This window comes from Anaerobacillus sp. 63XJN7_5_ISO-PGPR-S23-430 (assembly GCF_056173695.1).
Genome location: NZ_CM149686.1, coordinates 1,185,810 through 1,200,543, shown reverse-complemented (window position 1 = coordinate 1,200,543; position 14,734 = coordinate 1,185,810). Strand labels below are relative to the sequence as shown.

The following is a 14,734-nucleotide window of genomic DNA, read 5'->3' as shown; positions in this document are numbered from 1 at the left end:
CTCATTCCGTCCGATTTCAACCGTTATTTCGCCGCCTATTACGTGCCATTTTCACCCATCTAAAAAAGGTCTCTGTTACTTAAAATAACATAAAAATGGCTTAATCATCATTTAATCCGGGTAACAATAGGAGTAGTGATTACTAAAGGAGGTTAAAACATGGAAGCTCGTGAGCGAGTACAAGAATGGATTTATTCAACATTTGATATAGAGGATATTACACTTCAACATGATGATTCGCTACCTTATGGGCAGCGTGTTTTCTCGGAAAGTGATGATGATTATGCGATCGTCTTCTTTGATGAATCATCCGATCAAGTGATGTGTTCGTTTAAAGAGATGAAGCCGCTTTGTTTCCGCGTCGATCCGATAGTTGAATTTGCTGAAAGGTTCAATCAATGAAGCGTCTGAAGAATGTCATTAGAGTAATATAGCTATCCTTTTCTTATGTGCTAATCTCGATTAGCTTTTTGTAAGAAGATTTAAAAGGATAGCTAGCTTATTTCTAATTATTCACCTATAAAACCCACACCAACTGAAGTTTTCTCTACATAAATTATCCCCCACCTAAAACCCACCCAAATACCGTGCATATCTCATATTCTGATACCGGCTCGTATAGAACGCCAGTCGATCCTTCGCCATCATCGCAATATACGGATCGGGATTTTGATGATTGATTTCAATGATTGAGATCTGACAGTTGTCGTCTAATCCGATATCAACGCCGATATTGGCTAGATGGTAGCCCTGTTCTTCGATTTTCTGAATCGAGTTTAACACGACGCGTTTCATTTCTTCTTCTACCCTTTGAATTTCTTTGTCCTGTAGCTTCCAGACGTTTTTTAACGTTGCCCTCGCTATTTCGGTATGACCGCCGGCCGTAATGTTGCTGACGATTTGCCCTTTTGCGCCATAGCGTGAATAGATCCCGATTGTTTCCCACATTCCTTTATGATTCTTTGAAGTCATCACGCGAAAATCGATAACTCTTTGTTCATATGTTTTGAGTGGGATCGTTTGCTGAATAAGAAAGCTATTTGTCTCAAGATGCTTCCGGAAAAAGACATCGCTCTCCTCTTTACTCTCGAAACGTTCTTCGCGTCTTCTTCGGTTCTCATCGTATTTCACGATAATGTGATGTTTCTCCTTCTTCACATTCAATATGCTTTTCCCTAATCGGCCGTTTAATGGCTTGATATAGATGCTATCATGTCTACGCAGCATGTCGCGGACGCTCTGCACATCCTCGTACAGCACGGTTTCCGGCAGATATTCTTTAAATTCAGGACGCAACATTTGATACATTTCCCATTTTGAGAAATGGGGATAGTTAAACACTCTTCCTCCTAAACGAAGTTCAAAATCGGTCATGCACTCGTGAAACTTCTCCCAGGAGGACGTTAAGCTTGGCTCGGCAATGGACATCACGACGGCAGGATAAGGGAGCTTTATAACTTCCCAGACTTTTTTCACGGGATGATAAAGAAAGCCGTTGATCATTCGCTTTTCTTTCTGAATCCCTTCGATAGAGAAGACTATCACCGCGCCGCCGATCGCGCGGTAGCCTTTGACGAAGCTTTTGTATGTGGATACTAGTTCGACTAGCTTTTTGTTTGTTAATTCGCAAAGAATCCCAATAAATGGACCGATAATGATCGTGTCACCTTGCACGATAACATCATAATGACACGATAATGGGAGGTCGAGCTCTTCAATTACATTCGTTGAGAGATGGAGTTCATCTTCTTTCGCATAATCTGAATGATATACAGTGACGTTCCAGTATTTGATGCCAAATTGAATACGATAAGTCTTTTCCGATTGTACCTCGCGACTAATGTGAGTTTTGTTCGATACAATCAACCGATCATTTTTCTGAAGGTACGGTTTGACGCCTAACATCCTACTCCCTCCGCTCCATTGCATAAAACATATCATTCTCTTCCGACTGACTACGAAGGTAGTATATGCATTTGGAAGTAAATAGGAATGTGCTCCTAAAAGATTGGTAGAATGACAGGAGAGATATGCCCGTACACCTCCCCCTTGTCTGGAATAAGATAGGAGTAAGTCTAAAGCGAAAGTGTGGTTAATATGAAGCATCTTCCACTGCCACGGCTCCTTCCTGTTCTAGAAGGAACGGTTCTATCTGGAAGCACCGCAAAAACAGTGAAAAACGCCGCAAAATATGGAGAGCACCTTATTACAGATCAGTCGTTAGTTTTTATGCTTAAACGAAAGTCGTCCATGCCTTTACCAGATAAAGCGAAAAATATCATGGTTGTCACCTCTAACCCGAAAGCTCTTAAAAATGTGAAAGAAGACGTAACGGTCATTTATGTAGAAGACGTTAGAAAAGCGTATTATCGCTTTATTTCGTTTTACAGAGGCTTATTTCAGCTACCTGTCATTGGGGTGACAGGCACCTGCGGTAAAACAACGACGAAGGAAATGATCACGTGGATTTTGAAGGAAAGAGATCGCGTTGTTAGTACGAAGTTAAGTCATAATGGACTGGCGAGAAACCTCGATTATTTACTAGAAATTGATGATGCAACAGACAGTGCTGTGTTTGAGATGGGAGTCTCTGGGTCTAATCAGCTTCTTTATTCCGCTCATTATTTCCGGCCACAGATCGGTATTATCACAGCCATTGGTACGGATCACATCGAGGGATTTCTAAGTCAGGATGCGTATATCGCGGAAAAAGCGAAGATGTTAAAAGCCGTTGGAAAGAACGGGACGATTCTATTAAATCGGGACGATGAAACGATTCGAAACCTTGATCTAAGCGAGTTTACCGGTAAGGTTCTTTACTATGGACAGGATTCATCAGCTCATTTCCGAGCACACAGCATTCGGTTCAATCTTCAGAAGAACGGCATGGATTTTATCCTTGTTTGTCGTGAAGGTGAATTTTCTTGTTTTGTACCAGGATACGGTACGCATAACGTCTTCAATGCGCTCGCAGCGATCGCCGCTTCCTCCCTCGTTGGCGTAAAGATTCCAGATGCCATTCGTCGCTTGAAGTCCTTTCACCATGTCAAAAGTCATTTGCAATTCTATGAAGGAAAAAAGGGCAGCCTGCTTATTGATGACACGTGGAATACAAATCCAACTTCTATCGAAGCGGCATTGGAAGTTCTTATTGAAACCGCTCAGGGAAGAAAAACAGTTGCCGTCCTCGGTGAAATGGAAGAGCTCGGTCACTACGCCGAGCAGGAGCATCGCAAAGTCGGTGCGCTTGTCGCGAAGAAAGACGTGGATGTGCTAATCGCCGTCGGGAAAAACGCCTATCCGATTTGTAGCGAAGCCGCTAAGTTAGGCATGAATCCGTCAGCCATTCATAACGTGACAACGCAATCGCAGCTGCTCACGCTCTTAGATCAGTTCGCCTCCCCTCAAACGTCGATTCTTTTAAAAACATCGATGCGAAGATCGTTTAGCGATACGCTACAATCACTCGTAGTGAAATCGAAAAGAAATTAACAAGCATAATGAGTTCCGTTCTCTATCGTAAAACCGTATTTTTCAACTGAAAACGTAAAGCAATATGTACTGAAATTCCACTATGATTGGTTTTGATACAAGGCTATGCAAAAAAACAAGCCTCATCTCAATTGCTCTATAATTGAGATAAGGCTTTTGTTTAGTTGATCTTTGCTTCATTCTAGTTGGCGGTAAATTCTATCTATTCTTCATTTACGTCAAACTTTATCTTGAAGAGAAACCTACTTACTTGGCACTGAAAGAGTGCATTTAGCTATGTTAATTTCCCCTCCTACACTAGATACAGAAAGCTCTGAGCATATTTTGTCAGGATAGACCAAACTGGTTAATGCGTATTTTCCATCATTGATGAATAACTCTATGGAAGAAGCATCAGCCACTGCCGTAAGTTTCATCTCCTCTGTACAATCGATTTTTACTGTTTGAACATGAGTGAAATTTCTAGAAAAATCCACTTCCCCTGATGCACTCCTGTCCAGTGACAATTCTCCCTTTTTCGTGTCGATGTGAATGGAGGTAAAATGTTCAGCAGAGTGATGTAACATAACCTTATAAGTTTCAGCATCCATACTCTCAATAACAAAGTTCATTTTGAAATACGGTTCATCCAACTTAAGCTTTAGCGGTGAATCAGCTGAGACACCCACATTACTTAGGGTTTTGGATTCAGTAAAATAAGAATCTAGCTCTTGCACAGGGGTTTGAATAATTGTATAGCTTTCCTGCTCTTGATGGAGTTGAAGAACGCGCGGTAACGTCATTTGGCTTCTCCAACCATAGGTAGGAACTTCATTTGCATAGCGCCAATTACTCATCCATGCAAGGTAAATCCTCCTCCCGTCCTTCTCAGGAATATCAGAAAAGCTTACCCCGGCATAATTATCTTTTCCTGCGTCTAACCACTTAATATCTTCATGATGGTTTAAAAAGTTTTGGCCATCAAAGGAGCCGACAAAATATTGAGTACGCGAACCATTCTCAAATTCCGGATTATCCCCAATGCTAACTAGCAACACCCATTCGGATTTGTTACTTCCAGTGACCGGTAGCTCGAACAAATCAGGACATTCCCATACTCCTTCATGAGACCCTACCGATTCTCCAAATTCACTCTCAAATTCCCAGTCTATTAGATTAATAGATGAATAAATTGATATCGTTTGACCGGTTGCTACAACCATCACCCATCGACTTGTATTGTTATGCCATATAACTTTTGGATCTCTAAAGTCTACTTTTGCATCGTCAACAAGGACTGGATTATGCTTATATTTTGTCCAGGTTCTCCCGTCGTCATGGCTAAATGCAAGACTTTGCCTTTGAACAGGCATCTTCCCTTCTTCATGTAAATGGTGGGTAAATATCGCCACTAAACCAGGTTCATTCGGAAAGAATCCAGATGTGTTGTTCCAATCCACCACGACACTCCCGGAAAATATCGTTCCAAGTTCATCAGGGTATAAAGCAATACCCAGTTGTTCCCAAGTGATCATATCTTTACTTACTGCATGGCCCCAGTGCATAGGGCCATGTATATTGTCTTTGGGATTGTGCTGAAAAAACAGATGATATTCGCCTTTAAAGTAAACCATGCCATTGGGATCATTCAACCAATATTTTTTAGGAGCAAAATGTAAGTAAGGTCTATATGTTAGCAAGTCTTGCGTTTTCAATTACTTGTCCTCCTGTGCTTCCATATATTTGTTAAATGCATTTTGCTTAATTTCCATCCATTCCGTTAAGCCTAAACGCTCCAATTCTTCCAAGCTAGCTTCCCATTCTTCATCCACTGTACCGTTGACAATCCATTCTGAGCGCTTTCTTTCCACATAAGGAAATAAATCTGCCTCAATTTCAGAAATTGTTTCGAGTTCTTCTAGTTCAAGAAATACATTCGGGTACGTATAATCTGCGTTCATGTAAGGGACTAGCTTCTCATGAAGTAAATCCATTCTCCAGGCAGCATCACCTGGCATTGTTGTAATTTCGCCAAAGTAGCTATTCAGTATAGCTAACGGACCACCAAGCGCTGATTGTTCCCGTAATTCAACTGGAGCTGTTCCTTCTAGTTCTAAATGTTTTAACATCTCCTCGTTTTCATCATATTCGAAGATATTTTGTTTCTCTTCATCTCCATATGTGCCCCAATTATTTTGAACGGACTGAAGTGGAGCATACATCTGATCAATCCATTTTGCTGTTAACTCCAGATTCTGATTAGAACTCGTGATGATCATTCTTGATCGATCAAAACCAAGCGAGTTGCTTACGGCTACATTTTTTTGACCATCCGGTCCTTCCAAAGCAGGCAACAACTCATAATTTTCACCTGAGATGTTATTCTTATCCCATGTGAAATATACACCGTAGCGTTCGTTACCACCCTTGGCAACATAATTGTTCCAATCTTGTTCAAACGCTTCCACGTCAATTAAATCCTCCTGATAAAGACCATGTAAATAGTTAATCGCCTCTTTATAACCATCTGTAGTTGGCGTGAATACGACTTCTTTATCATTTGAAACGACCGTATGATTCCAGTTGTCCCCTTCACCAAACGAGCCGAATAAGAAGGCAGGGTCCTCTTGTCCCCCGTTTAAAATAAAGGACATAGGAATCGTTTGTCCTTCACCCGCAGGATCTTGATCTCGAAACGCCTTGAGTACTTCTTCTAATTCCTTCGTCGTTTGAGGCATCTCCAGTCCTAATTCATCCAGCCATTTCACATTAATCCAACCTGTGCCCTCTACTGCCTGAATCTTTTCTTTACCAGTACCTAACTCCTCGATCCATGGAAAAGAATAGATATGACCATCTGGTGCAGTTACCATTTCCTTATATTCTGGTGCCTGTTTAAACACCTTTTGTAAATTTGGCATATAATCCTCAATTAAATCTTCTACAGGAATGATCGCTTCATCATCTGCAAGGTTTAATAATTCATAGTCACTATATCCAGAGTTCATAATCGCATCTGGAAAGTCACCGCTTGACATTGCTAAATTTCTCTTCTCAACAAACGCTTCTCCTGAATAACTATCCCACTCAATATGCACACCTGTTTCTTCTTCCAAACGTTGACTTATTAATTTATCATTTGGATCTTCCGGAGCCATCGGAGAGCTTCCAGTCATAAACTTAAGCGTGACATCCTCTTCAACTGGGAAGGTAATATCTGATAGCTCGTAATCCTTAGCAGCACTTTGTTCATTTGAGCATCCTGATAGTAGCAACGACCCTAACACCACTCCAAACAACGCGTTCTTTACCTTTTTCATAACATTTCTCCTCTATTCATTATTTTAATGAGCCTACCATAACACCCTTTTCGAAGTACTTCTGAAAAAATGGATACATAACTAGTAAAGGTAAACTAGCTAGCACAATGGATGAGTATTTAATCATTTCTGATAACCTTTGCATTTCAGCCATAGCCAATTGATCTGAGATCATCCCAGGTTGGACTTCATTTTGTATTAGTATAGAACGCAAAATGAGCTGTAGCGGGTATTTAGTCTGATCATCCAAATAAATCATGGCCTCAAAGTAAGCATTCCACTGTCCAATGAAAGCGTATAGTGCCAGCACAAATATAATCGGCTTAGATAATGGAATAATAATCTTTACGAAAATCATAAAGTCGGAGGCACCGTCAATCCTGGCCGCTTCTTTTAATTCTTTTGGAAGCCCTTTAAAGTAAGTTCTTGCCAAAATGATATTCCAGACAGAGACGGAGCCAGGTAGAATAACTGCCCAAATCGTATCTAACAATCCAAGACCTCGAACCACCAAGTATGTAGGAATCAACCCACCACTGAAAAACATGGTAAGTAAGAAGAAAAACATGATGCTCTTTTTCCAAGCCAGATTGTCAACGGATAAGGAATATCCTGCAAGCACTGCAACTAGTACAGATATAAACGTAAATGTAGTAGCGTATAATATGGAATTAAAGAATCCCCTCATAATCGTCCCATCGGCAAAAATTTGTGAATAGCCATCAATTGTCCAATGATCGGGATTCAGTGAGAACCCTTTAGTTAACAAGATACTCGGCTGGAGAAAAGAACCCAGCAGCACATACATAAGAGGTACTAACACGATTAAAACAATAACCGACAAAAGAATTTTGTTAATAATGAGTAGATATCGGTCTTTCCGTGAATTGTTAATTATATTGTTCATCTTCTTCCCACTCCCTCTATCGCTTTTTACACAAGACCTTCACCATCATTAAGTTTCTTGACGACATAATTCACAAAGAACAGTAAGAATACATTGATAACGGCATTGAATAATCCTACGGCTGTTGCAAATGAATAATCTCCTGCCTGTAGTCCGCGTTTATAAACGTAGGTTGGTATAATCTCTGAAGCAGGCAAGTTCATACTTGTTTGCAATAAATAGGCTTTTTCAAATCCAATAGCCATAATTCCACCCGCAGCCAATATGAACAATACGGCCATAACTGGCTTCAGTGTAGGAAGATCAATATGTCTTATTCTTTGGAGCAAAGATGCTCCATCAATCGTAGCAGCGTCATGGAGCTGAGGATCAACATTCGACAGTGCTGCCACATAGATAATCGATGCAAATCCAGCGCTCTGCCATACGCCCGAGAAAATATAAATGGATCGGAATGCATCTGGATCAGACATAAATGAATATGGTTCATTAGTGAAAAGTGTCATTATACTGTTTATCGGCCCTGTGGGAGAAAGGAAAATAAACAACATTCCGGAGATTACTACTACTGAAATAAAATGCGGTGCATAAAGAATTAATTGGACGTTCTTCTTGACCTGAGCCCGTTTTAACTGATTTAACATGAGGGCCAGAATGACCGGAATAGGAAAGCCAATGATCAAATCGAAAGAACTGAGCTTTATTGTATTCATCAAGATACTCAGAAAATTGGGCGACTGTAGAAAGTTAGTGAAGTGCTCTAGCCCGACCCAATCACTTCCCCAAATTCCTTTTGTCGGACTGAAGTCCTTAAATGCAATAACGGTTCCATACATGGGCACATAATGGAAGACAAGTGTCAGGATGATAGCGGGAAGCAGAAATAGATAGAGGATATAATTGGTGCGCATATTTTTTTTATGTTGACGTTTTGTTTGTGACTTCTCTTTACGCTTTATTGCTTGACTCGTTTTTGGCAAGGTGTTAGATAAAATGTTTTTATTCTCCAAAAAAACTCCCCCTTCAAATCAGAATGTGATTTAAGTCAACCGGTTGACATATTGTGATGATGTAACCCCCTTTTTTAAAAATTTACATTATTTGTTCATATCATATAGCAACCGCTTACAAATATCAACCGGTTGACATAAAAAAGTAGTAGCGATTCAAAAATTTAAGTTGTTCTGTTTTTCAGTAATTGGACCGGTAGTACCGTTTCTAAATCAACTGTTGCTTCCGGGTCGTCAACTAATTTCAGAAGGGTGTTCACTGTACTCTTAGCCAAACTTTCAATAGGTTGCCTGATGGTTGTTAAGTTGGGTTGAATATTCATTAGTGTTTTTGTCCCGTCATAGCCGACAATTTTCAATTGATCTGGAACCTCAATCCCCATCTCTCTAGCAACATTTAAACAAGAAACACCAATCATATCATCACTTGCAAAAATGCCATCCACTTGCGGAACTTCGGCAAAGATCTTTCGTATTAGCTCTATCGTTTGCTGTACATCAAATACATCTTGAATTTCATAAGTAATTGGGTTTGTTATAATATCCTCGTAAGCTTTTCTTCTTAACTGTGTAGGGGTCTCTAACTGAGCCGGGCCATTGATATGTACAATATTCTTACAACCTTTTTCTATCAAATGCTCGACAGCCATTTTCCCTCCCTGGTAATTATCTGAAGATATCACAGGAACTGTTGTTGATAAATACCTATCAACGGCTACAACCGGGATGTTTTGACGTTGATAGGTACTAATTCCCCTGTTATGGGAACAAACTATTATTCCATCGACCTGATGGCGAATCAACATATCCGAATAAGACTCTTCTTTTTCTTGATTATCCAGACTGTTACACAAAATAACCTTATAGCCTAAATCCGCCAACATATTTTCAACATTAAAAGTCAGCTCTCCAAAGAACGGATTGCTTATAGTAGGTACGATTAATCCTATAAAGCGCGTCTTTTTTTTATAAAGAGACCGCGCCAGATCGTTCGGATAATAATTTAATTCTTCCATCGCTTCTTTTACTTTTTTTCTCGTACGCTCACTTATATATCCGCGATTATTAATCACTCTAGAAACTGTTGTGCGCGTTACTCCTGCTGCTTTTGCAACATCATCTAACTTTACCCTTTTCATCATCCATCTCCTCGCAACTTTTTCCATATCAATTCACTAATTACTTAAGTATTTGAGAAATCATCCCTTCGTGTATTCCAGGGTTTTCGTTTCCTTTGGCAGCGATTTCAAAGCGGTCCACATAATAACATAGCAAGACAAACTAATGCCTATTACAGGAATGAGTACTGTTATACGGAAACAAATATACGTTAACAACAGTAGTCCTAGGAGCATCATTATCGTTCGTACCGGCCTACCTACCGCTAATATTAAAGCATTTTTCAAATACTGAAAACTCTTTTGGTCAAAATGGACAAATAACGGAAAGACATACAAAGATGTAATGAAATACAAGACGCTGATAACAACCGTTATATTAACCATAATGCTTTGCAATTGATTGTATGAGATAAGCTGAACAACTTGAAAATACATGTACAACACCAATCCAAATAAAACATAAAGATACCCCAAAAGATTAGCCTTTATAAATTCCGTTCTAAAATTCCTTACAAAAAGCTTCAATACTGGAAGGTCATTATCTTCTATAATAGTGCGCCGAAGAACAGCAAATAGAGCCGCAGTAGCTGGAAATATCCCCAGTACGATCAAGCCAGTACATGTGAAAAAGAACCATAATAAATTCAACAAAAACAGATTAAACGCCCAGGTGCCAAGTCTTAAATACCAGCGTGACATCTCCATGATCATAACCCTCCACTGCTTTGATAAATCTTTACTGAAAACGAAAGGCAGACGAAATTTCATTCAGATAAACCCTTCACTATATCTTCCTTCTTCTAGCACTTTTCACAATACTTTATCATTATGTTATTAATTGGAAGAAACCAAACGCAATTAATAAATAGAGAAAGAAGGAAGTCACTCTCAACTTCCTCTTTCATTTAATAATCCACAGCACGCCCGTTAGAAACTAGGAGAGAGAACAAAATTAAGATTCTAGTATTCTTAATTCGATGTAACCCACTGTTGGCGTGTATTCTCTGGATCATATGGTTGAAGCATGATATTCCCATCCTCTGATATAGTCATTGCCTCATCATTGAACAAAGATAAGATGGTGACGGTTTGATTATCATTCTCTTGAATGATCCATCTCTGATTATCATAACCAAGGTAATCGTATAATTGAATTTTCTTCTGTACCGAATCAAAATCAATTGCTTTGCTAGCTTTCGCTCGTATGGAATAAGAGTCATGCTCATCACCAGTTGGTATAAGTGTCCAGGTCGTAGGCTCTTCATCAGCAGTGACAGGCACCCCATTTTGAGAAGAAGCTGCATAAAGAGATTGACCTGTTCTTTGATTAATAAAGGTCGTTTCACGTAAAGCAGCTTCAGATACGTTACTAACCTTTACATTTTGAAAGACCGCTCTGCCTCCGAATACATTTAAACCAAAATGTCCCTCTGCAAAGGTTCCATCTCTTATATCCATTATCTTTTCCCCGTCTACATCAATTTGAATACGGGGACCATTAGCTGATATTCTCACATTATAGGTCTTCCCTGGCTGAATAAATGTTGGAACCTTACCGATTACCATACGCTTTTCAAAGCTTCCATTTATTTTATAAAAAAGACGGAAAGCGTTCATATTAGGATCTAAATTAAAATAATAACCACTTCTACCATCTTCACTGGCACGAAAAAGAATAGCACCGGCACCTCCAGATTCATGAAGTGTCATTTCTGCTTCATAAACAAAGTCGCCCCCAGTATTCTCAGCTATATAATTGGAATCACCGGTATGTAATCCGCGAATTCCTTCTTCAGTTGCAACCCATTTGACGGTATCAATATCTGACTTCCAACCAGTAAGATTAGTATTAAAATCCCCCTCAAATACATTCACTTCAAAACTCTCAGACACCTTGTTATTTGGCGTAGAAACTGTAATCGTTGCTTTGCCAGCGCCTGCAGCTTCAATTAAGGCGGTGTTATTAGTAGAAGAGCGAAGACTCACAATATCGGAATCAGACGTTTTCCATTTAAGTTTTTTCGTTCCATTCCCGTTAATACCTTTAGTTGCCGCATTAACAGCTAGCTTATCCCCAATATTCATTTCTTTTTCACGTTTATCAAGTACAATTTGGGGTCCATCTTCCATTTCCCGATCCCAAATATCCTCTAAAGAGTGTACTTTCAAGGAAATAATTTGAACTTGACCACCTTCAGTATAAAAGCTAACTCCCCTGCTCGTTGCATCCGGAAAAATGAGATCTGAAAAAACTGTCTCCCCATCATTAGCAAAAACCTCAATAGACCCGTTATCCACTAGTATATTTAATTTAATTCGCTGATTTTTCGGTTGTAATCCTGTCGTATGGGTTGTAGTAAATTCATTCGAAAAATCCGTCCTGCCTGACTCGGAACGATCCACAAATAATTTCTGTTCCGCATTATTATATCCGACAACAGTTTTTTGTTCAGAACCTTCACGAACGTGAAAACCAAACTCTGTCACATCACTACCAGCAGGAATTTCAATTTCCGCTTCTAATTGATAGGAAGCTTCGTTTACTTTGTTTAATAAATTACTGTCATTCTTTGGAGATACAAGCTTATTCTCTGTTTCAAAAACGGTTCTTTGAATTGTTTCTAATTCTTTAATCGGCGATTGTGCTAGTCTAATGCCTATATCTGTTAAGGTGAGTCGTAGTTCTCTTGGAATCGTTAGTTGACCATTCCATCCTTCTGTCGGGAAGGCAAATGGATAGTCCCAATTCGTCATCCATGCCATCGTAACACGACGGTTATCCGGCATATTTGCAAACGACATAGAGGCATAAAATTCCTTCCCATAATCTGTTTTCAATACCTCTCCAGGTTGATTGTCATTGATGAATTTGCCGTCAGGTGTTAGGTCTCCAATAAAATACTCTGCATCTGATCCCTCTGTATTCGGATTGGCTCCTGTACTAAGCATGAGGACCCACTTCTTCTCTCCTGTATTGTCGACTTCAAGCTGAAACAAATCCGGACATTCCCATACCCCTCCACGAATGTAGTCACCATAGCCGAAGTTCTGGGTGTGTTCCCAGTTAATAAGATCATGGGAAGTGAAAAATCTAATATGATCTCCTCCCGAAACAACCATCACCCAGCGGTCATTCGCTTCATCACGCACCACTTTGGGATCACGAAAATCCCAACCGCCTGGATTTTCTCCATTACTTCCAGGATTCTCTATAACGATCGGATGTTCTTCTGAATATTCCCACGTACGACCTCGATCCGTACTATACGCAAGACCAATTCGTTGATTGCCATTATCGGCATCTGGATTAAAAGAAGTATAATATGCTACCAGTCCTTTACCCCCAGTATCTGAAAATAGGCCGGAATCATTATTTAAATCTGCCACAGCAGATCCTGACCATACATGACCATAATCATTCCATGGCAAAGCTATAGGTAGATGCTTCCAATTAACTAAATCTTCACTAACTGCATGTGCCCATTGTCCACCGTTCTGATGAAACAGATGATATTCACCTTCAAAATAGACTAGCCCATTTGGATCACTTGCCGATTCTCGAGCCGGTGTATAATGATAATCAGGCCTATAATTTTCTTTATAATAACTATCTGAAGAAACTAAGTAAACATCTTGAAAATAAGCTGCACCTCTTAAAACCATCAATCCTGCTAAACCACTAGTATAACTACTATCTGTTAATTCAATTGCGGGATCTGCGTAGCCATCTAGATAGATTGTGATTTGTTCGTCATTCACTATGATTTCCAAGTGGTGTTTAGTATTGGTTTGTGACTTGAAACTTCGACTAGATTCCCCGAGTACCGTACCATCTGCTTTTTGTAATTGTACTGCAACTTCATCCCCTTGCTTCTTAAGCAAAGCTCGATAGCCCTCTGTTCCAGCCTCATTCATGCGAAATGTAAAACCTGCCTCCATTTGTTTTTCATCAACGGAGACATTACCTTCTAACACGAAGTTGTTGGCCTGTGTGTCATATATTTTCTTAACTATTTCATTCTCTCGCGCTATTCCTTTTAATCCTTTAATGTTTGGTTCCCAATCTCCTTCTTCCACTAGAGACTGACCCAAATTCGTTGCAAGTTCACTCACTTTCACGTTTTGAAATAGTGCAGACCCATTCCAAACATTCAGCCCCAGGTATCCATGATGATGAAGCGATACATTCGAATCTATCACTGGCGTATATAGATCTTCCCAATATACTTTAATATTGTCTTCTACTACTTTCACCTTTAAATGATAGATTTCACCTTCTTGAATGTTAACGTCAAATTCCTCTATTAACCTACTTTCGTCCCGAGCATCACGTAGACGAATCAGTCCTGCATCCGGCACTATTTGAACCATATAGGAATCCCAGCCATCTTCACTAGATCGAAATATCAACGTAGCATCTGCTGATTGATTTAATATCTGTATATCAGATTGGTATATAAAATTTTCTGATTGAACGTTTGAAATCGCCATTACATTCTCATTTGCTCCCGAAGTAAGCTTTAACCCTTGTACTGTATCTTCAAGTGTACCTTCACCATGAATGACCCAATCCGTTAAATTTGTTGATGCTTTAATTGCTGAAACCTCCTCATTTTCCTTTGTACGCTCTGCTTGCACTTCTGCCGTTACCTTATTGCAGATCAACAACATTATCATTAACCCGAATGCAGTAAATATAAGAAATTTGCGAACAATCTCATCATTATTCATTAAACGATTCAAAAGCATAACTCCTCACTATATTTAATGGGGTTAACCATCTTGCTTTACCTTAAATCACCTTCTTTATTCCAACTTGTTGACTCTCATACGAAACATCTACAACGCCAAACAGATTAAAAAATCCTTTTATTACAGAATAATATATCGTAAGCGCTTTCAGGT

At 39.5% G+C, this 14,734-nt stretch carries 10 protein-coding genes; 2 read left to right on the top strand and 8 right to left on the bottom strand.

Annotated features, from left to right (window positions below; all coding sequences use genetic code 11):
* The first annotated feature begins 159 nt into the window (after positions 1-159).
* Positions 160-402: a hypothetical protein gene (locus AC0VYJ_RS06525; protein WP_430245072.1), complete on the top strand. Its 243-nt coding sequence runs from the start codon at positions 160-162 to the stop codon at positions 400-402.
* Between the two features lie 165 nt (positions 403-567).
* Here the strand turns inward: AC0VYJ_RS06525 and AC0VYJ_RS06520 are convergent, their stop codons facing one another.
* Positions 568-1,905, bottom strand: a complete 1,338-nt coding sequence (locus tag AC0VYJ_RS06520; RefSeq protein ID WP_475366901.1) for a YheC/YheD family endospore coat-associated protein — start codon at positions 1,903-1,905, stop codon at positions 568-570.
* A gap of 192 nt (positions 1,906-2,097) precedes the next feature.
* On the opposite strand from AC0VYJ_RS06520, the gene AC0VYJ_RS06515 reads away from it, so the two are divergent.
* Positions 2,098-3,492 carry a Mur ligase family protein gene (locus AC0VYJ_RS06515; RefSeq protein ID WP_475366900.1) on the top strand — a complete coding sequence of 465 codons (1,395 nt, stop codon included), beginning with the start codon at positions 2,098-2,100 and terminating at the stop codon, positions 3,490-3,492.
* Between the two features lie 242 nt (positions 3,493-3,734).
* On the opposite strand, the gene AC0VYJ_RS06510 is transcribed toward AC0VYJ_RS06515, so the two are convergent.
* The 7 genes from AC0VYJ_RS06510 to AC0VYJ_RS06480 form a co-directional block, all read right to left on the bottom strand.
* Entirely contained in the window at positions 3,735-5,186 is a 1,452-nt protein-coding gene (locus tag AC0VYJ_RS06510; RefSeq protein ID WP_475366899.1) for a glycoside hydrolase family 32 protein, read from the bottom strand.
* Positions 5,187-6,791, bottom strand: coding sequence for an extracellular solute-binding protein (locus AC0VYJ_RS06505; RefSeq protein ID WP_475366898.1), 1,605 nt, complete (start codon positions 6,789-6,791; stop codon positions 5,187-5,189).
* A gap of 19 nt (positions 6,792-6,810) precedes the next feature.
* Positions 6,811-7,698, bottom strand: coding sequence for a carbohydrate ABC transporter permease (locus AC0VYJ_RS06500; protein ID WP_475366897.1), 888 nt, complete (start codon positions 7,696-7,698; stop codon positions 6,811-6,813).
* Positions 7,699-7,724: 26 nt separating this feature from the next.
* Positions 7,725-8,609, bottom strand: coding sequence for an ABC transporter permease (locus AC0VYJ_RS06495; RefSeq protein ID WP_475367470.1), 885 nt, complete (start codon positions 8,607-8,609; stop codon positions 7,725-7,727).
* A 263-nt stretch (positions 8,610-8,872) separates the two neighbouring features.
* Positions 8,873-9,847 (bottom strand): LacI family DNA-binding transcriptional regulator, encoded by a 975-nt coding sequence (locus AC0VYJ_RS06490; RefSeq protein WP_475366896.1) that lies wholly within the window; start codon positions 9,845-9,847, stop codon positions 8,873-8,875.
* A 60-nt stretch (positions 9,848-9,907) separates the two neighbouring features.
* Positions 9,908-10,534 carry a YesL family protein gene (locus AC0VYJ_RS06485; protein WP_475366895.1) on the bottom strand — a complete coding sequence of 209 codons (627 nt, stop codon included), beginning with the start codon at positions 10,532-10,534 and terminating at the stop codon, positions 9,908-9,910.
* A 264-nt stretch (positions 10,535-10,798) separates the two neighbouring features.
* Positions 10,799-14,572, bottom strand: coding sequence for a GH32 C-terminal domain-containing protein (locus tag AC0VYJ_RS06480; RefSeq protein WP_475366894.1), 3,774 nt, complete (start codon positions 14,570-14,572; stop codon positions 10,799-10,801).
* Positions 14,573-14,734 lie beyond the last annotated feature (162 nt).